This window comes from Archangium sp., assembly GCF_057119385.1.
On the sequence record NZ_DBNGVP010000106.1, the window covers coordinates 15,526 to 35,278 of the forward strand.

The 19,753-nt window shown below is 68.8% G+C and carries 15 protein-coding genes; 10 read left to right on the top strand and 5 right to left on the bottom strand.

Features of this window, described 5'->3' with window-relative positions:
* Positions 1–5 precede the first annotated feature (5 nt).
* The 7 genes from AC16DP_RS25985 (at position 6) to AC16DP_RS26015 (ending at position 7,809) form a co-directional block, all read left to right on the top strand.
* Complete coding sequence (locus AC16DP_RS25985; protein ID WP_329725695.1) at positions 6–767, top strand: ABC transporter ATP-binding protein; 762 nt, start codon at positions 6–8, stop codon at positions 765–767.
* Complete coding sequence (locus tag AC16DP_RS25990; protein ID WP_329725696.1) at positions 768–2,867, top strand: ABC transporter permease; 2,100 nt, start codon at positions 768–770, stop codon at positions 2,865–2,867.
* A gap of 4 nt (positions 2,868–2,871) precedes the next feature.
* Positions 2,872–4,173 (top strand): ABC transporter permease, encoded by a 1,302-nt coding sequence (locus AC16DP_RS25995; protein WP_329725697.1) that lies wholly within the window; start codon positions 2,872–2,874, stop codon positions 4,171–4,173.
* A 5-nt stretch (positions 4,174–4,178) separates the two neighbouring features.
* A complete protein-coding gene (locus AC16DP_RS26000; RefSeq protein ID WP_329725698.1) occupies positions 4,179–4,967 on the top strand; it encodes an outer membrane lipoprotein-sorting protein in 789 nt (262 codons plus the stop codon).
* Positions 4,964–6,520 carry a hypothetical protein gene (locus tag AC16DP_RS26005; RefSeq protein ID WP_329725699.1) on the top strand — a complete coding sequence of 519 codons (1,557 nt, stop codon included), beginning with the start codon at positions 4,964–4,966 and terminating at the stop codon, positions 6,518–6,520. Before AC16DP_RS26000 ends, AC16DP_RS26005 begins: the two co-directional genes overlap by 4 nt.
* Positions 6,521–6,656: 136 nt before the next feature.
* Positions 6,657–7,115, top strand: a complete 459-nt coding sequence (locus AC16DP_RS26010; RefSeq protein ID WP_329725700.1) for a hypothetical protein — start codon at positions 6,657–6,659, stop codon at positions 7,113–7,115.
* A 115-nt stretch (positions 7,116–7,230) separates the two neighbouring features.
* The gene (locus tag AC16DP_RS26015) at positions 7,231–7,809 is read left to right on the top strand and encodes a hypothetical protein (protein ID WP_329725701.1); all 579 of its coding nucleotides are present in this window, start codon (positions 7,231–7,233) and stop codon (positions 7,807–7,809) included.
* On the opposite strand, the gene AC16DP_RS26020 is transcribed toward AC16DP_RS26015, so the two are convergent.
* Positions 7,800–8,897, bottom strand: a complete 1,098-nt coding sequence (locus tag AC16DP_RS26020) for an EAL domain-containing protein (RefSeq protein ID WP_329725702.1) — start codon at positions 8,895–8,897, stop codon at positions 7,800–7,802. The genes AC16DP_RS26015 and AC16DP_RS26020 overlap by 10 nt on opposite strands.
* Before the next feature lie 9 nt (positions 8,898–8,906).
* Positions 8,907–10,379, bottom strand: a complete 1,473-nt coding sequence (locus AC16DP_RS26025; protein ID WP_329725703.1) for an LVIVD repeat-containing protein — start codon at positions 10,377–10,379, stop codon at positions 8,907–8,909.
* 180 nt (positions 10,380–10,559) lie between these two features.
* On the opposite strand from AC16DP_RS26025, the gene AC16DP_RS26030 reads away from it, so the two are divergent.
* On the top strand, positions 10,560–14,075 hold the full coding sequence (locus tag AC16DP_RS26030; RefSeq protein ID WP_329725704.1) for a tolB protein precursor protein: 3,516 nt from the start codon (positions 10,560–10,562) through the stop codon (positions 14,073–14,075).
* A gap of 56 nt (positions 14,076–14,131) precedes the next feature.
* On the opposite strand, the gene AC16DP_RS26035 is transcribed toward AC16DP_RS26030, so the two are convergent.
* Complete coding sequence (locus tag AC16DP_RS26035) at positions 14,132–14,602, bottom strand: hypothetical protein (RefSeq protein WP_329725705.1); 471 nt, start codon at positions 14,600–14,602, stop codon at positions 14,132–14,134.
* A gap of 142 nt (positions 14,603–14,744) precedes the next feature.
* Between AC16DP_RS26035 and AC16DP_RS26040 the strand changes: the two genes are divergently transcribed.
* Together AC16DP_RS26040 and AC16DP_RS26045 are read left to right on the top strand one after the other, a co-directional pair.
* Positions 14,745–15,995, top strand: a complete 1,251-nt coding sequence (locus tag AC16DP_RS26040) for a phospholipase D-like domain-containing protein (protein ID WP_329725706.1) — start codon at positions 14,745–14,747, stop codon at positions 15,993–15,995.
* Between the two features lie 110 nt (positions 15,996–16,105).
* A complete protein-coding gene (locus tag AC16DP_RS26045; RefSeq protein ID WP_329725707.1) occupies positions 16,106–16,300 on the top strand; it encodes a hypothetical protein in 195 nt (64 codons plus the stop codon).
* Positions 16,301–16,563: 263 nt separating this feature from the next.
* Here AC16DP_RS26045 and AC16DP_RS26050 read toward each other — a convergent pair whose 3' ends face one another.
* Together AC16DP_RS26050 and AC16DP_RS26055 are read right to left on the bottom strand one after the other, a co-directional pair.
* Positions 16,564–18,198 (bottom strand): DUF5722 domain-containing protein, encoded by a 1,635-nt coding sequence (locus tag AC16DP_RS26050; protein WP_329725708.1) that lies wholly within the window; start codon positions 18,196–18,198, stop codon positions 16,564–16,566.
* Positions 18,199–18,273: 75 nt separating this feature from the next.
* A complete protein-coding gene (locus AC16DP_RS26055) occupies positions 18,274–19,701 on the bottom strand; it encodes a hypothetical protein (protein ID WP_329725709.1) in 1,428 nt (475 codons plus the stop codon).
* Positions 19,702–19,753 lie beyond the last annotated feature (52 nt).

Here is a 19,753-nt window from a genome sequence, read left to right on the forward strand (position 1 = left end):
CAGCCATGACCCAGCTCACCGCCGTCTCTGGCGCCAAACGGCCCATCGTCTCCCTCACCGACGTCACCAAGACGTACACCCTGGGCAAGGTGCAGGTGCCCGCGCTCCGGGGCCTGTCGCTGGAGGTATACCCCGGCGAGTTCATCTCCATCGCGGGCCCGTCCGGCAGCGGCAAGACGACGGCGCTCAACCTCATCGGCTGCGTGGACACGGCCAGCTCGGGCGTGGTGAGCGTGGATGGCCAGGACACCAAGACGCTCTCCGAGCGGCAGCTCACGGACCTGCGGCTGCACACCATCGGGTTCATCTTCCAGAGCTTCAACCTGGTCTCGGTGCTCAGCGTCTACCAGAACGTGGAGTTCCCCCTGCTGCTGCAGCGCAAGCTGAACCCGAAGGAGCGCCAGCAGCGGGTGATGACGCTCCTGGAGCAGGTGGGCCTGGACAAGCACGTGAAGCACCGGCCCAACGAGCTGTCCGGTGGCCAGCGCCAGCGCGTGGCGGTGGCGCGCGCGCTCGTCACCCGGCCCAAGCTGGTGCTGGCCGACGAGCCCACCGCCAACCTGGACTCCGTCACCGGCCAGAACATCATCGACCTGATGAAGGAGCTCAACCGCAAGGAGGGCACCACCTTCATCTTCTCCACCCACGACGCCAAGGTGATGAACCACGCCAACGCGGTGATCCGGCTGGCGGACGGGAAGATCCTCGATCGCATCACCCCGGCCGAGGCCCAGCGGGCCATGGCCGCGGGGGCGGAGGGCCACTAGATGGGACAGCTCAAGCTGCTGGTGCAGGTGGCCTTCCGCAACCTGTTCGCCAGCTGGGTCAACGTCATCATCGGCGGCATCATCCTCTTCGGCACCGTGCTGGTGGTGGTGGGAGGCGCCGTGGTGGACAGCCTGGACGAGTCGATGAGCCGCAGCATCATCGGCAGCGTCGCGGGCCACCTCCAGGTGTACTCGGAGAAGTCCAAGGACTCGCTGGCGCTCTACGGGAAGATGGGCGGCGAGGCGGACCTGCGCGTCATCGAGCGCTTCTCCGACATCAAGAAGGTGCTGGAGCAGCACCCCAACGTGAAGACGGTGGTCCCCATGGGGACCAACTCCACCCTGCTGATGTCCGGCAACACGGTGGACCTGACGCTCGCGCGCCTGAGGGATCTCTACAAGCAGGCCGCCGCGGGTGAGACGCCCGGGCTGCGCGCGCAGATCGACAGCCTCAAGTCCCACGTGCGCCAGATGATCGCCCTGCTCGAGAAGGACCTGGAGCGGCGCAACGCCATCGCCGCCGAGAACGCCATGGACCCCGCGGACCTGCGGGCCCTGGAGCGCGCCCGGACCCCGGAGTTCTGGGACGGCTTCGAGAAGGACCCGCTCGCCTCGCTGGAGCTGCTGGAGAACCGCATCGCCCCGCTGGTGACGGACGGGGACATGATTCCCCTGCGCTACCTGGGCACCGACCTGGTCAACTTCCAGAAGACCTTCGACCGGATGCGCATCGTGGACGGCACCGCCGTGCCCGAGGGCCAGCGCGGCCTGCTGCTGCCCAAGTTCTCCTACGAGGAGTTCTACAAGCTGAAGACGGCGCGCCGGCTGGACCTCATCAAGGAGGCCCGCGACGTCAACCACCGGAAGATCGCCGACGACCCCGAGCTCCAGCGCCGCCTGAAGGAGAACCAGACCCAGACGCGCGAGCTCCTCTTCCAGCTGGATCCCCTCAAGACGCAGCAGGCCATCGCGCGGCTGCAGAAGGCGCTCGGGAGCCAGGAGACGGAGCTGGAGAAGCTGCTGGTGGCGTTCTTCACCATGGACGACACCAACTTCGACACGCGCTACCAGCAGTTCTACGCGGAGCTGGTGCCCCTGCTGGACCTCTACCGCCTCCGGCTCGGGGACGAGCTGACCATCACCGCCTTCACGCGCACGGGCTACGCGCGGAGCGCGAACGTGAAGGTGTACGGCACCTTCGATTTCACCGGCATGGAGAAGTCCCAGCTGGCCGGCTCGCTCAGCCTGATGGACCTCATCACCTTCCGCGAGCTGTACGGCTACCTGACGGTGGACCAGAAGGACGAGCTGGAGAAGCTCCAGGCGGCCAGCGGCGTCACCGACGTGAAGCGAGAGGACGCCGAGGCCGCCCTCTTCGGCGAAGACAGCACCCTGGTGGCGGAGACCGCCTCGGGCTCCATCGACGTGGACGCCCAGCTCGAGGGCGTGTCCCAGGCCCGGCAGCAGCAGGAGCAGGCCCCGCGCAAGTACACCCAGCAGGACATCGACGACGGCGTGGTGCTCCATGCCGCGGTGATGCTCAAGAACCCGGACATGCTGGAGCAGACCCTGGTGGAGCTCCAGGAGGCGTCGAAGAAGGCCGGGCTGCCGCTCAAGGTCGTCTCCTGGCACCAGGCCTCGGACCTCGTCGGGCAGATCATCCTGGTGGCCAAGCTGGTGCTCTACGCGGCCGTGTTCATCACCTTCGTGGTGGCGGTGGTCATCATCAACAACGCGGTGATGATGGCCACGCTGCAGCGGGTGCGGGAGATCGGCACCCTGCGCGCCATCGGAGCACAGCGGGGCTTCGTGCTGGGCATGGTGCTGCTGGAGACCACCGTGCTGGGCCTGGTGTTCGGCGCGGCGGGCGCGCTGCTGGGCACCCTGGCCGTGAAGGGGCTCGGTGTCATGGGCATCCCCGCGTTCCACGAGTCGCTCTACTTCTTCTTCTCCGGCCCGCGCCTCTTCCCCACCCTGCAGGCCTCCAACATCATCACCGCCCTGGTCATCGTGCTCGGGGTGTCCGCCTTCTCCACCTTCTACCCGGCGTACCTCGCGACCCGGGTCTCGCCCCTCCAGGCGATGCAGACGGACGAGTGACGCCATGTTCCAACTGCTGCTCATCGCCCTGCGCAACCTCGGCTCCCACAAGCGCCGCACGCTGCTGCTCGGCGGCGCCATCGCCGGTGTCACCGCGCTGCTCGTCATCCTCATGGGCCTGGCCAACGGCATCCAGACCACGACGGTGGAGACCGCCACCACGCTCATGACGGGCCACGTCAACGTGGCCGGTTTCTACAAGGTCACCGCCGGCCAGTCCGCCCCCGTCGTCACCGCGGTCCCCCCCCTCCAGAAGCAGCTCCTCCAGGAGGTGCCCGAGCTGGACTACATGGTCCAGCGCGGCCGCGGCTACTCCAAGGTGGTCAGCGACACCCGCTCCATGGACCTCGTCCTGGGCGGCATCGACGTCAAGAACGAGACGGGCTTCCGCAGGGCCCTCATCCTCCGCGAGGGCCGGATGGAGGACCTGGAGCAGCCCAACACCCTGCTGCTCTTCGAGGAGCAGGCCAAGAAGCTCGAGGTGAAGGTGGGCGACACCGTCACCCTCTCCTCCCCCACCATGCGCGGCACCAGCAACACCGTGGACGTGCGCGTGGCCGCCATCGCCGCCAACGTGGGCATGCTCAGCTCCGTCTTCTGCTACCTGCCCAACTCCACCCTGCGCGCCCTCTACCAGATGCGCGACGACGCCACCGGCGCCCTCCACCTCTACCTCAAGGACACCGCCGACGTCCCCGCCGTCCAGGCCCGCCTCATGAAGCGGCTGCCCGAGCTCGGCTACAAGGTGCTCGACCACAACCCCAACCCGTTCTTCATGAAGTTCGAGTCCGTCAACCGCGAGGCCTGGACGGGTCAGCGCCTGGACATCACCAACTGGGAGGATGAGATCTCCTTCATCACCTGGTCCGTGAAGGCGCTCAACGGGCTCACCGTGGGACTGCTCGCCCTGCTGCTCGTCATCATCAGCGTGGGCGTCATGAACACCCTGTGGATCGCCATCCGCGAGCGCACCCGGGAGATCGGCACCCTGCGCGCCATCGGCATGCAGCGCGGGTGGGTGGTGCTGATGTTCTTCCTCGAGGCCCTCCTGCTGGCCCTGTTCGGCACCCTGTCCGGCGCCCTGCTGGGGCTGGCCGTGTGCCTGGGACTCAACGCCGCCCACGTCACCATGCCCATGGCCGTCCAGGTCATCATCATGTCCGAGCAGCTGCGCTTCGCCGTGAGCCCGCTCGCCGTGGCCGGCTCCGTCTTCATCATCACGCTGTGCACCACCCTCGTCTCGCTCATTCCCTCCTTCCTCGCCGCGCGGATGAAGCCCGTCACGGCGATGCACCACATCGGGTGACGACCATGACCCTGCGCAACCTCTTCGGCGCCGTGCTCGCCACGGTGCTCCTCGCCGCTCCCGCCGTCCGGGCCGCCGACATGAAGGACCCGGCCGAGCTCAAGAAGCTGCTGGAGACGCTCGACGACCGCCAGCGCAACGGCGGCGACTACAAGTCGCTGATGTACATCGAGCAGAAGGAGAAGGACAAAACGGACGTCGTGCGCGAGGCCGTGGTGTACCGCCGCGACGCCAAGGATCAGCTGATGATCCTCATGACCAGGCCCAAGGGCGAGGCCGGCAAGGGCTACATGCGGCTGGAGAAGAACCTCTGGAGCTATGATCCCAACACCGGCAAGTGGGATCGGCGCACCGAGCGCGAGCGCATCGCCGGCACCGACAGCCGCCGCGCCGACTTCGACGAGTCCCGGCTCGCCGAGGAGTTCGACCCGGCCTTCGAGGGCGAGGAGAAGCTCGGCAAGTTCACCGCATGGAAGCTCGTCCTCACCGCCAGGCCGGGCGTGGACGTGGCCTACCCCGTGGTGCACCTGTGGGTGGACAAGGACACGTCCAACATCCTCAAGCGCCAGGAGTTCGCCCTCTCCAAGCGCCTGATGCGCACCTCCTACTACCCCAAGTGGATGAAGGTCTTCAGCGAGTCCAAGAAGGCCGACGTCTGGTTCCCCCAGGAGATGCGCTTCTATGACGAGGTGGAGAAGGCCAACTCCACCGTCATCGTCGTGAAGAACGTGGACCTCAAGCCGCTCGAGGAGAACATCTTCACCAAGGCCTGGCTCGAGAGCAAAAGCCGATGAGCACCCGCACCACCCTGGCGCTCGCCGCGGTCCTCACCGCGCTGCCGGCGCTCGCCCAGGAGCGCCCCAACGAGGCCGACCTCTTCGGCGGTGAGACGCCAGAGGCACAGGAGGCCTCGCCCGCTCCGGCGGACGCGGCACGCCCCGGCGAGAGCGCCCTCTTCGGGGACTCGCCCGAGGCCACGGCTCCGGCCCCCGAGGCCCGGGACTCCCGGCCCGCGGACCGGGACGCGCAGGCGCTCGATGGGCCCTCGGCCACCAACGCCTTCGACACCGAGGAGGCCGTCGAGGACCCGCTGAAGATCGGCGGGCGCTTCTACCTGCGCGCCCTCTCCCAGGGCAGCGAGGGGGTGACCTTCGGCAACACCTCCTTCTCCGCCCCCATGCTGGTGGACGGGTACTTCGACGCGCGCCCCACCGACCGGCTCCGCGGCTTCGTGCTCGGCCGGCTCACCTATGATCCAACGCGCAGGGAGGGCTCGGGCAGCCTCCTCCCCGCGGCACCCGGCGCGGCCGCCGCGGACCCGCGCGTGCTGCTGGACCAGGCCTGGCTGCGCTTCGACCTGGGCCGCGCCCTCTTCATCACCGCCGGCAAGCAGCACGTGAAGTGGGGCCCCTCGCGCTTCTGGAACCCCACCGACTTCCTCAGCCCCCAGCGAAGGGATCCGCTCGCCCTCTTCGACGCGCGCACCGGCGCCACCATGCTCAAGGTGCACGTGCCCTGGGAGGCCAAGGGGTGGAACTTCTACGCCATCGGCCTGCTCGACAACGCCGGCCCCGCCGACACGCTCGGCCGCGTCGGTGGCGCCGCCCGCGCCGAGGTGGTGCTCGGCTCCACCGAGCTGGGCTTCGATGCCGTGCTCCAGCGCGGCCGCAAGCCCCGCTTCGGCTTCGACTTCTCCTCCGGCCTCGGCCCCATCGACATCTACGGCGAGCTCGCCATCCGCAGGGGCTCCGACACCCCCATCTACCGGCTGCCCGCGGGGGTCTCCCTGGAGGAGCTGTTCAGCCAGGTCAACGGGGACGGCCCACCGCTCGACCTCGGCTCCATCCCCATCGAGACGACCTACCTGGAGGGCTCGTACATCCCCCAGCTGAGCACCGGCGCCACCTGGACGTTCGCCTACTCGGAGAACGACACCGCCACCGTGGGCGTCGAGTACTTCTACAATCCCACGGGCTACTCCTCCTCGCTGGTCTACCCGTACCTCCTCTTCCAGGGGCAGTATCAGCCCTTCTTCATCGGCCAGCACTACGCCGCCCTCTACGGGCTGCTCGCCGGACCGGGCTCCTGGGACAACACCAACTTCATCCTGTCCAACCTGGGCAACCTCTCGGATCGCTCCTTCATCACCCGCCTGGACGTGACGCACCGGGCCCTGCGCTACCTCAGCGTCGAGGCCTTCGTCGCCCTCAACTACGGCCAGAAGGGCGGCGAGTTCCGCTTCGCCCTCAACCTGCCGGCCATCCGCCGGGGCGAGCAGGAGATCCCTCCCATCCACATCGCCCCGCCCACGCTCCAGGCCGGCGTGGGCCTGCGCATCGACCTCTGATAAGCCCCTGGAATCAGGGGCCTTATCGGGTCACTGCCGGGAAACGGGAAGAATTCGGCCCCCCCTCACGCAACTTCCCCGGGGACCGGGCGATAATGCCTTCAAAGCATTCGTGTCTTTCCCGAAAGGTGTTGCCATGTCCACCCGCATCGGAAGCAACTCTTCCTCCTTCGCCGCCACCACGGCGGCCCGTACGGCGGGCCCGACGATCCAGCCTCCGTCCGCGGAGGATCTCAAGGGCGTGAAGTCCGCCAGCGATCTCGGGTCCGATTTCAAGCTCGGCGTGAACACCGACTCCAAGCTGGAGGACGTGATGTCTTCCCTCGCGCAGCTCGTGGGTGAGAAGAAGGCCCAGGGCTACGGCATGACGATCGAGAGCCTGGGCAAGAGCTTCAAGGGCCGCGCCCTGGAGGGCATCCAGAAGGACATGGCCACGTGGCTCAAGGCCAACCCGAACGCCTCCCCGGAGAAGGTCTTCGAGCAGGCCTCCAAGGTCATGATGAAGCAGGTCCTGATGCAGCAGACCTTCAAGCAGACCATCGACCAGATGAGCAGCGCCGCCGTCAACCGCATGAAGGACACCTTCGAGGGCTGATGCGGCACACGTCCGGCCGGGGCGGGCACTTCGTCCGCTCGCCCCTCGGACGGCGGGACGGAGGCTCGTCCTCCGGGCTGTACCGGTTCGTCCAGCGGTGGACACGTTTGGGGAGATGAGCCCTCTCGCCCTCTCCCTGACGCTGCTGCTCGGACAGAACCCCTCTCCCCCCACCCTCGAGGAGTTGGAGCGCGCCGCCCGCGAGGCGGAAGTGAAGCAGCTGCGCGCCCAGGTGGAGCTCCTTCGAACCGAGCTGGAGGCCCAACAGAGCCAGCAGCAGCAGGACCAGGAGCGGCTGCGGACCGTGGAGCAACGCGAGGCCCTCGTGGGCGCCCGCGCCCAGGCCCTGGAGCAGCTCCGGCAGCAGAGCGTGCGGAGCATGAGCAGCGGCTACCAGTGGATGATCACCGCCGACCAGCTGCTCGAGAAGGGGGACTTCTCCGTGGGCCCCGCGCTCACCTACGCCCGGCAGGACATCTCCGAGGCCCTCGCCAGCGCCGCCGGGAGCGGCCGGGGTGAGACCGCGCGCCTCATCGAGAGCGCGCTCGGCCGGCTCACCACCCTCGAGGAGGCCGTGGAGCAGCGCGACATCTACCGGGCCCGCCTGGAGCTGCAGAGCGCCGGCTTCGAGCTGCACCAGGCCTGGAGGCTCAGCCTCCAGCGCTCGGGCGCCTCGCTCGTCAATCAGGAGTAGTGCGGCGTGACCATGGTGGGCGGGCTGCTCGGCTTCGCGATGAGGTAGCCCTGCACGAAGTCCACCCCGTGCTCGCGCACCCAGCGCAGCTCCTCGGGCGTCTCGATGCCCTCGGCCACCGTGAGGATGCCCAGCTTCTGCGCCAGCTCCAGCAGCTTCTCCGTGATGGACGCCTTGTACGAGTCCTGGTGGATGCCCCGGACGAGCTCCATGTCGAGCTTCATGATGTCCGGCCGCAGCTGGTGGATGAGGTTCAGCGACGAGTACCCCGCTCCCAGGTCATCCAGCGCCACCCGGAAGCCCGCCTGCCGGTAGTAGGCGATCAGCGACTTGAGGTGGTTGGCGTCCGGCGTGTGGTCCGACTCGATGATCTCGAAGACCACGTTGCTCGGCGGCATGCCCACCTCGGAGATGGCCGCCACCGTGGAGCGCAGGCAGAACGCCGGATCGTAGATGGCCGTGGGCGTGAAGTTGATGAAGATGGGCACCTTCAGTCCCAGCCGCGCCGCCTCGCGCACCGCGGACAGCCGCGCCGCCAGGTCCAGCTGGAAGAGCAGATCCGCGTCGCGCGCCAGCGTCAGCATCTTGCCCGGGAACACCAGCGCCCCGTCCCGCTCCAGGCCGCGCAACAGCGCCTCGTAGGCGTACACCTGGCGCGTGTCCTTGGCGTTCACGATGGGCTGGTAGTGGCTGGTGATGCGCTTCTCGGCCAGCATGTCCACCAGCCAGCCCGAGCGGCTGAGGGTGAAGAGCTGCGGCAGCGAGCCCACCCGGGGGAAGTCCCCCAGGCCCGGCTCGCCCTCGCCCTCGACGAAGAGCGCGCGCGTGGCCCGCGACTCCTCGCCCGTCAGCGCGCCCATGACGTCGGCCACGAAGGAACCCAGCTGCGCGCCCTCCAGCCGCACCGCCACGCAGCGATCATCCGGCATGGCCTGGTGCTGGCGCCCGGAGTCTCCCAACTGCCGTACCAGCTTGCCGTAGCTGTGGCCCAGCGGCAGCCAGAGGAAGAGCCGGCCCGGCCCCTCCAGCTCCAGCTTCTCTGGAAGGGACTGGCACCGCTCACACGACTTCGACACGGTCTGGCTCATGCGCCTCACTCACTGCTCACGGAAGACGAGCAATCCCCAGGACGTCTCGGTAGCGTACACGTACCCGTCGCCGGGCACCTTCACGCCAGTGAGGCCGTCCAGGAACGCGCGTCCCCGGCCTGAATCCGTCTCCCGCCACGTATTGTAGTAGGCAATCTGCCGGGGTGTGCTCGGGTTGGACATGTCCAGGACACGCAGACCGTCCTGGCTATGAGCGACGTACAACTTCGTGCCCACCAGCGTCAAACCGAGCACCGGGGACGCCGGCCCCATCTCGAAGCGGCCGACCTCGGTGATGTGGGCAACTTCCGACATGTTCGCGTCCACCGACACCGACACCTCCAGGGCCCGCAGCCGGGAGTTCCAGCCCTCGCTCGCCTCGAAGGCGATGGTCCGGTCCCCGATGGAGCCCACCGCCACCGTGCGGCTGGTGGCGTTGTCGTACCCGAAGCGCCCCAGGAACTTCGGGGCGGCCACATTCGTCACCCCCACCACCGCCAACCCATACGCCCAGTGACCCAGGTAGAGCCGATTGCCGAAAACCACCCCGTCCACCGGGTACTCCCCCTTCAGGGCGTCGCTCTGCGGCACGAAGTAGCGCGTGAGCAGCGAGGGCGAGGCGGGCTTGGAGACATCGAAGATGAGCACCTCGGCCCGGGGCGACGGCGACATCATGTAGAGCCGGTCCCCGTCCACGAACAGGCCCCACCCCGCCAGGACGGAGCTCCCCCCCGGCAGCGAAGTGAGCCACCTGGGCGCCTCGGGCGTGGTCACGTCATAGACGAGCAGGCCCTCGGTCTGGCTGGTGACATAGAGCGTCGTGCCCTTCACCCAGGAGCGGTACCAGGTGTCCGACGTGGGGGTGAGCTCCGCCACCTTCCTGGGCGCCGCCGGGTTCTTCACATCGTAGATGAAGAGGCCCTCGGACAACGCCGTCACGTAGGCGTACCCACCCGACACGAAGACGTCCATGGCCATGCCGCGCGGCAGGGCCATCTCCGACACGAGTTCCACCCCGGACGCCTCCTGCTCGCCCGCGGGCCGCTGGACGCGCACCGCCTCGAAGGTGCCCTCCAGGTCCTTCTCCCCATTCACGCAGCGGCGGAACTGCCCCTTCACCTGATGGGGCGCCGGGGCCTCGCAGCCGGCGAGCGCGATGCGGAGCGTGGAGAAGGAGCGCTCGTAGTCGGCGGCCAGGTAGAAGGTCTCCCCCTCCACGGTGCGCTCCGAGAGCGGGGTGACGAAGAGCAGGGACTGGGACTGATCCGGCGTCAGGAAGAACGCCGTCGGCGTGCCCACTCCGTCGATCGTGACGTTCGTCTTCCAGACCCCATCGGCCTGGACGGCGGCGAAACCCGACCGGTCACATGCGGACAGGTCGAAGGCCGGGAGATCGCACTCGTGCTTCTCCTCCGCCGTGTTCGGGCATCCAGGAAGGGCGAGGAGCAGGGCTCCCGCCATGACCACCAGAGAACGATTCATGCGCCATCCATACCGGGCGCCAGAGGGATGCGAAAGCATTGGTTCACCCAACACCCGGCGACGCGGGGACGTGCAACGCTGAGCAATCATACAGAAGCGCCCGGCTGCCCACTCGTCTATATGAGGAAGCCTGCCTAGGTTCGCTCAGTCCCTCGTCTCCCCACCCGGGAGGTCGCCCCTGTGAATCGACGTCTTCTCACCGCCACCCTCTTGGCCCTCGTCCTCTCAGAGGCCGCCCTGGCCCAGGTCTATGTCATTCCGCGACGGGCTCAACGTTCGCCGGTGCACACGTATGAGTTCGAGTGGAAGCACATGGACATCCTCGTGGGCCCCGAGGCCGAGGGTGTAGCCGCCCCAGCGGCCCACCGGGCCCACATGCAGCCACCGGGCGCGCCGGGAGGTCCGACCCCCGCCTCCCCCACCACCCCGCAGATGCGCGGGCCGGGCGTCCCCACCGCCGACGCGACGCAGGTGCCCAAGGGAGGCAAGCAGGGCGAGCAGGGCACCGGTGGCAGCCCCGTGGAGTCCGTGGAGCCGGGCAGCCCCACCCCCGTGGCCGACAATCAGCGGGATGGAGGCACGCCCATCGCCACGGGCGGTGAGCTCTACGTCCCCATCGCCCTGTCCGCCGACGGCGGCACCCCGGATGGCGGCGGCCCCGCCTACGCCACGTCGCTGGGCGCCAAGAGCGGCGGTGTCCGCTTCTACTTCTACGAGAGCGAACGGAACGTGGCCCAGTACGCCGCGCCCCAGCTCGAGGAGGCCTACCGCTACCTCGTCGATCGCTTCCAGTTCGTTCCCACGCAGACGTTCCCGTACATCCTCTACAGCAGCTACCAGGAGTTCCTGCAGACCAACGTCTTCGCGGTGTCCGAGGGCACGCTGGGTGTCACCAGCACCCAGGGCAACCTGGAGCTGGCCCTGCCCTACCTGGGTGACCACCGGCTCTTCGGGGAGATCAGCTCCCACGAGATGGCCCACCAGTTCACCATCCAGAAGGTCCGCTTCCTGGCGGAGCAGGCCAAGGTGTCCGGAGACCCGCTCAACGCCATCCCCCTCTGGTTCATCGAGGGTCTGGCCGAGTTCTACGCCAAGGGCGGGTTGGACCCCGAAGGCGAGATGATGGTGAGGGATCTGCTCATCAACCCGGACCTGATGCGCGGGTACGCCTTCCTCGACTTCTGGTCGCCCGGGCCCTACGGCTTCCTGTGGATCTACAAGGTGGGCCAGGCGCGCTGCGAGTTCCTGGAGGAGACGTACGGCCGGGGCTTCATCCAGAAGGTGATCGACAACTCGCCCAAGCTCGTCTCCGGCACGGCCAACACGCCGGAGCTGCAGTTCGAGGGGCTGGTGGAGATGCTCACCGGGGATGATCCGCAGAAGGTGGCCGCGAAGTTCGAGGCGTGGCTGAAGCAGCGCGCCTACCGCACCTACCTCAAGGCCGAGCAGTCCACGCCGCAGATCGACGTGCTGCGCGAGCGCCGGGGCATCGTCACCTCGCTCAACAGCTCGCCGGATGGCCGGATCATCATGTACCGGAGCATCATCCCGGAGACGGGCCAGAGCCAGCTCATCATGTTGGATCCGCGCGCGCCCCAGGAGAGCGTGAAGGTGCAGGGCGACGGCGTGCCGGGCTACGAGTCGCTGCACCCCGTGTTCGGGCGCAACTTCGCCCTCACGGACGACAAGCTGGTCTTCGTGGCCGAGTCGCTCTCGCGCGACATCCTCTACGTCCAGAACTTCAAGCACACCGCCGAGCCCATCTCCATGACGGGCGCGCTGCCGTCCATGGGCCGCAGCCCCTACCTCAACAACCCCTCCGGGCTGCGCAAGGACCCGCCCTTCAAGGTGCGCTTCGAGCTGGGCGAGCGCGTGTCCTACAAGCTCGCGGACCACGGGCTGATCGCCGCGTACTCGCCGGCCTTCTCGCCGGATGGCAAGCAGCTGGCCTTCATCGGCCTGAACGAGTCGGGCACGCGCGACGTGTACGTGCTGCCGCTGGATCAGGGCCTGGACGTGGAGCCCCGGCAGATCACCCATGACGTGTACGCCGAGCGCAGCCTCACCTGGGGCCCGGCGGGCATCGTCTTCACCTCGGACGCCACCTCGCACGGCTACTACAACCTCTTCCGGGTGAAGCCGGAGGCCGCCGACAAGGTGGAGCGCCTCACCACCGAGGCGAGGGACCACAATGATCCGACGGTGATGCCCGACGGCCGCCTCTTCTTCGTGGCGTACGAGAAGAGCCGCTCGGACCTGCACGAGTACACCGGCGGTGGCGGCATCGTGCGGCGCACGGACGTGACCACCGGCCTCTTCGAGCCGAGCCCCGCTCCGGATGGGAACCTGTGGCTGCTCTACCACGTGTCCGGTGAGCGCAAGCCGGCCCTGCTGCGCTCGCAGCAGTTGATGAACTTCGAGGTGGCACAGGCCTCCAAGGCGGAGGCGGGCCCGCCGAGCCCCCTGCCCCAGCGCTCGCTGGTGGGCGCCGAGCCCTACAAGCCCTTCGCCCGGGAGAACATCGACCTGGGCCCCATCATGGGCTTCGCCGGCGCGGGTGGCGGCGGCTTCTACGGCCAGGTGTTCGCCTCGGCCGCGGACCGGATGCGCAACCACGCCCTGATGCTGCAGGTGGCCGTGTACGGCTCGTTCGACCTGACCGACGGCTACCTGCTGTACATCAACCAGTCCCAGCGGACCATGTACGGCCTGGGCCTCTTCCAGTCCCTGCGCTTCCGGCTGGACCAGACGCTGAGCCGCTACCGCAACCAGCTGCCCTACTACGCACTCGTCGCGGGTGAGCGCTTCTTCGGCGCCACCTCCCTGGCACGCTATCCGCTGAGCACCTTCACCTTCCTGGAAGGCAACCTCAGCATCGGTGGCGCCTCGTACTTCCTGGATCCGACGACCGCCTTCCTCCTCAACCTGCAGGAGATCAACGGCATCGGAGACCTGTATTCGGAGTGGCAGCGCAACAGGCCGGGCATGCGCTTCCAGACGGAGGGCTCGCTGGCCTTCGGCTACAACACGCTGCGCTACCACTACACGGGGGTGCCCATCTCCGGCACCTCGTTCCTGAGCGAGATCACCACCGGCGTCCAGCCCTTCAACGGCCAGTTCTACGGCAACCTGCGCCTGGACGCGGAGCGCTACTTCCCCATCCCGCTGGGCAGCACCCACATCATGCTGCGCGGCGGCGCGGGCACCAGCTTCGGTGGACGCTTCTCCCAGTCCTTCTACCTCTCCAGCTTCGACACCCTGCGCGGCGTGCCCTTCGGCAACGAGCAGTGGCTGCTCGGCCAGCACTACCTGTACTCCACGCTGGAGCTGCGCGTGCCGCTGGATGCGCTCATCCGCATCGCCTTCCTCAACTCCCTCATGGGCGTGGCCGGCTTCGACGTGGGCGGCGTGGGCGGCACGGCCCGCGAGCTGTGGAACCGGCGCGTGCTCGATGCCGCCGTGGGCGTCAACGTGGGCCTCGGTCCCATCCTCCTGCGCCTGCACTTCGCCTACCCGTTCGACATCAACGCCCCCGTGGGCCGGCCGGCCGACAAGTGGGTGACGCAGTTCTCCATCGGCCTCGCCGGGCTCGAGGGCTACCTCTTCAAGGGACACGGCGACCCGCCCGGCGCCCAGAAGAAGCGCATCCCCGGGCCTCCCGTGACGCTCGGGGGACCCAACGTCGGCGGGTTCTGACGGCCGCGCCGTCACGGTCCGGGGTGGGGGCTGAAGAGACCCTCACCCCGGTCCACTCAGGACTGCGCCGCCACCAGCGCGGCGTTGGACCGGGCCAGCGGGCCGCCGTCGTGGGGAATCCGCTCGAAGTCGCCCCGCAGCGCCTTGAGGGCGAACTTCTCCAGGTCGATCTCCCGCCGCGTCCGCACCCCCAGCGCCCTCACCAGCTCCGAGAGCGGACCGAAGCCGAGCAGGCCGTGCTGCAACAGCAGCCCCGCGGCCACCCCGCTCACGAGCTTCCACCGGGGGCCGTCCTTCGCCGCCAGCACCAGGCCGAGCACCGAGACCGCGGACGCCGCCACCGTCACCACCCGGTTCAGGTCCCACTCGCGCTCCAGCTTCTCCAGGTAGGTGCTGATGACCGAGCGATCCATGTGCTCGGCCATGCCCTGGACGCACTTCTCCACCCGCGCATCAATCCGCCGGTTCACCCCGTCCGGTGTGTGGGTACGCACCGAGTCGGCCGACGTCCGGTTCCAGGACTCCATCTCGCCTCCCTCCAGGCTGGCAGGTCATCTGTGCGAAGGTAGGGATGCAGCCGCACCCGGGTCAGGACAGCGCACCGGGCCCGGCCGTCTGCCCGCCGCTCCCCCCTGCTCGGCTCGCCAGGGGATGCCTAGCTTGGCCGCCGTGAATCGTCTTCCACGCGTCCTGCTCGCCTGCCTGCTCGGTACCGCCTGCGTCCACCGCGACTACCCCCAAGCCCTGCGCGTCTACGATGACGTGGCGGACTCGGGGCCGGAGCTGTCGCTCGCGCTGTACCAGTCCGTGGGCGTGGGGCTGCGCACGGGCCATGTGGTGGAGCTGGTGCAGGACGCCCGCATCCTCGAGCGGCTCGAGGCGGAGATCCGCGAGGCCCGCGAGTCCATCCACCTGCTCGCCTCCAACTGGCAGCCGGGCGAGGCCTCGGAGCGCCTGCTGCGCGCGCTCTCCGGGCGCCAGCCGGGCGTGGTGTGCCGCATCCTCGTGGATTCCCTCCACAGCCCGGGCTTCCAGGACACGGTGGAGCCGCGGCTCGTCCAGGCCGGGTGTGACGTCCGCGCCTTCCGGCCCTTCGTCGGCTCGGAGGTGGTGTTCAACGATGAGCGGCTGGAGGCGCGCAACCACCGCCAGCTCGTCATCCGCGACGGGCGCAGCGGCCTCACCGGAGGCTCCGGCGTGGGCCCGGAATGGCGGACCGGGCAGACACCGGTGAACGCGTGGCGCGACACCTATGTCCACGTGGAGGGCCCGGCCGTGCGCCAGTTGCAGCAGGCCTTCGCCCGGGACTGGTTGGAAGCGGGCGGAGGACTGCTCCCGGAGTCCGCCTTCCCCACGCTCGAGCCGCGCGGCGAGGCGCGTGCGGGCTTCGTCGCGAGCACCGGCTCCCCGTCGCTCAGCCACTCCGAGCGCATGGTGCAGGTGCTCATGGCCGCCGCCCGGCGCCGGCTGTGGCTCACCAACGCCTGCTTCGTCCCCACCGCCGCCACCGTGGACACGCTCATCCGCAAGGCCCGCGCGGGCGTGGACGTGCGCATCCTCGTGCCCGGCGACGAGGCCACCTCCGGCGTGCTCGCCGCCCAGCGCGCCTCCTACGAGCGCCTGCTGGAGAGCGGCGTGCGCCTCTGGGAGTACCAGTCCGCGCCCCTGTATGCCCGCACGCTCGTGGTGGATGACCAGTTGACCGCCGTGGGCTCCAACAACCTGGAGCCCAACGCGAGCGCGATGCTCGAGGAGGGGGCGCTCGTCGTCGAGGACGCGCCACTCGCCCGGGCGCTCGCCGACAGCTTCGAGCGGGACCTGTCGCACGCGGTGGAGGTCCGCAAGGAGGAGTGGCGGGAGCGCGGGTGGCTGGACCGTGTCGGCTCCCCGCTTCCTCCCTCGGCCACCGGCTGCCGCTGAGCGGGTAGTCCCGAGCCCCGAGCGGACAACGGCCCTCCCACCTGGGAGAACCCGCTTCCCATCCCGCGGGCCGGGGGCATCCACTGAAGTTCCAGAAGGGCCGCGCCTGGATGAGGGACTTCGTCCGCCTGCGCCGGGCGTTCGTCCTGAAGGAGTTGGAGCGCTACCGCATGCGCAAGCCCGGGCTGGTGCTGGAGGCGCTGGACGCGCGCGAGGGCTGGGTGGAGCTGCGCAACCGGGGCAGCACGCCGGTGCTGCTCGGGGGGATGGTGCTGACCACGAACCTGCGGCGGAGCATCAGATAGCGCCAGAAGTCCTCACCCAGGACCGAGGCCTTGACCACCTGGGAGGTCTCGCAGTTGGGACAGGCGGACGCGGCCGTGGTCACCCACGAAGCCGCGAGCAGGGCGAAGGACTCGAGCCGGTTGTGTCTCATCGGGCGAACCCTCGGGTGGGAGCTTCGTTCCGAGGGTACGCACGGCGAATGCCCGGTCAGGAGGACCAGGCAGCCGGGTGAGGGCCGGGACGCCAGGGGATTCCCCACTGGCGTCCACGGAAGAAGGCTGTCTCAGGGAACGACGTACCCGAGGAGCGACTCGACGGTCTGCCCCTCGCAGTTGGACGCGGGCGAGACGAAGTGATCTCCGTTGGAGGAGATCCGGCAGCGGTAGAGCGGCACCGTGCCCGCCACCTGGGACGTGTAGACGTAGCCCACCGGCCCGAGCGGCTGCAGACCCTCGCAGTTCACATCCGGCGTCAGCAGGTTGTGATCGCCCACGCGGCACTCGTAGAGCATCCGCGTTCCCGGCTGGGGAGCGCGCAGCAGCCGCCACGAGGACTCCACGGTGAAGCCCGGCGGCGGCAGACGCGTGGAGGCCCAGTGCCCACGCGTCGCGTTGTAGCTCCGGCGCAGGCGCGTGTAGGGCAGGTCCTCGAAGCCACAGGAGAGCTGCGGCGGATTGAGGTCATTCCGGTTGGCCAGCGCCCACGTGGTCCAGGCCGGCTTGGCGCTTCCATCCGCGCGGCGCAACCCGACGCCCAGACCGCTGGAGACCTCGTCCGGGTGGTCCTTCATGCGGTGGTAGATGTAGCTCTCGATGCCGGGCGTCCCCAGCACGTTGCGGAACGAGTTGCACACGCCCGTCTGCTGCGCCGCCTCCGAGGAGTTGGGCGACAGCGAGTTGACGCCACTCTCCGTGAGCTGGAGCTCCCAGGAGGACGGCACGTTCGGGAACGTCTTGCGGAGCCACCCGGCCAGGACGCCGATGTTGCCGTACGTCACCCGGGGGTAGTCGTCCGCGGAGAACTGCGGCTTGAGCAGATCGGGCGGATAGGGGTGATAGGCCACCCGCCACGCGCGCGAGCCCACCCGCGCGGCGAAGCCACTCAGGAACGTCATGCCCGAGAGCAGCGGCTCGTTGGCGCCCGGCTGGTCGAACTCGGGGCCGAAGTGGTGCTCGAGCGAGATGAGCACCTTGGCGGCGGGCTGCCAGGCGACGACCTGGTCATAGGCCGCGTTGTAGTTGGCGGCGTAGGTGTCCAGCCACGTCTGGGTGTTGCAGGCCCCCGCGCCCTGCCCGCAGCCCACGTCGAACCAGACGTTCGAGTTGACCTCGTTGTGGATGACGAAGTCGGCGATGCGGCCGTTGCCATTCAGCCCGTTGTAGCGCCAGGCCAGCATGCCCGCGAAGCGCCCGTAGTCCGCCGCGTTGTTGGGCGCGCAGAAGATCTCGAAGCCGGGCCCCGCCGGAGTGCACACCCGGCCCGCTCGCGCCCACGCGGGGACGCCGTACACCACCGCCGTCACCACCACGCCACGCGCCGTCCAGGTCCGGATGGCCGAGTCCACCGCCGCATCCACCACGAAGCAGCGCCCGCTGTACTCCACTTCATTCGAAGCACACGGAGGCGCCTTCGCGGTGGGCTCCCAGGTGAACCACGTCAGGTTCATGGCCACGCCGCCCGTGTTGTTGCCGGTGACCTCGTCGTAGCTCGGCCAGAAGTCGGGCTGCAGGCCCTTGATGCGGTACTCGCTCCGCGTCGGGTACGGCAGGTTCGCCGTCACCTCGGCCTGGAGCGCCGCCAGCGGGGCCATGGCCGCCGCGGCCGGACCCGCCATGCTCGAGACTCCCAGCATGGCGAGCACTCCCATGAAGCTCATCATCCGCGCTGCTGCCCACGGCCTCGTCTGTCCACCGCTCATGCGAACCTCCGTTGAGAGGTCCGCATATTGCTCCAAAACCTGAAAATCAAGCTCAACCTGGATTGAAGGCCGAACTCAATTATTGAGGAAGCGCTCCAGCACGGCCTTGCGCTGGGGCAGGAACTGGTCCCGGAGCGCGGGGGAGATGGCGAAGCGGCCCGGGTCCGCCGGATCATCGTTCTCCGTGCTCTGGACGAAGTTGGCCGAGGCGGGCCACGTCAGGCCACCGCCCACGGGCCTGCCGCTGTTGCGCTGGTGGCAGCCGCCGCAGGACAGGGCCTGGGCACGCGCGACGATGTCATGGGGGGTCAGCGTGCTGCCCACGCGGGCGAGCTCCTGGCCGATGGCCTGGTGGAACGGGCTCGGGCCCGGGCCGAACTGGGCGAGGTAGTCATCCGCTCCGCCCCGGGTCTGCGAGTCGCTCTGGGCGGCGTTGAACTGATCCGGCACCGAGTGGTTGAAGCGGTTGATGTCGTTGATGGCCAGGCTCGCCACCTGCGAGATGAAGTGACTCTGGAAGGCCGAGGCCCGCGGGTCCGTGGACGCCGGGTTGAACAGCCCGCCAAAGGGGTTGGTCTTCACCGTCGCCGGAACGAACTTCAGCGTGCACGAGGGCTGCGAGGTGCAGTCACTCACCAGCTTGAACTCGCGCATCATCCACGGAATCGGGGGCGCGGTGGGGCCGCCCTGGAGGAACTGGTTGGTGCGCACCTGGCCCAGGCTCCCCGGGTTGTTGCCGTAGTGGTTCATGGCCACCACCGGCTCGAAGCCCGGCAACCCCGTGAAGTAGAAGGCCTCCAGCTTGCTGGCGCGCGACGCGGGATCGGCGTCAGCGGACAGCCCGGCCCAGAAGTCGGCCACCGGCCGGCAGCCCTCGAGCCCCAGCTCGGGCTGGGGGTTGGGCAGCACCGCCTCGAAGATCATGAAGTTGCGGCTGGCGGGCGCCGAGGGCAGCTTCGCCAGGACGATGCGGTACTCGCCGCAGTTCGAGCCGTCCACGGGCGCCAGATCGAAGCGGTTGTAGAGACCCACCGCCGCATAGCTGTCCAGGTTGATGACCGAGCCCGGCCGCGCCTGTCCGCCCTCGCTCGGGCGGCACACGTAGGGGAAGCCGTTGAGGGTGTTGCCCATGTCGGTGCAGTGCGGCATGCCCGCCAGATCCGGCTGCCCGGGCGCCGGGTTCTGCGTGTCCCACAGCTGGCGGAAGAGCTGCTCGGGGGTGAAGCCCGTCCCGCCATGGTCCGCGACCAGCTTGCTGAACACCCGCCGTCCCCCGAACCGGGCCAGGATGCTCTTCTCCGTCACGGCCAGCGAGCGGCGGATGTCGATGGAGCCCGTGGCCGGAGACTCGTCGGCGCCCGGAGCCGGCACCGGCGTTTCCATTCCGATACCGCCACGGTCGGAGTGCGGCGCTTCCGCGGCCGTGAGCCCGCCCTCGCAGGCACCCAGCAGAGAGGCGGCGGCCGCCACCAGACACACCTGATTGAAACGCTTGTGGCTCATGGGATTTCCCTTTCGTGCGCTGTCTGATGGGTTGGACCCGTGAGCCGCTCCG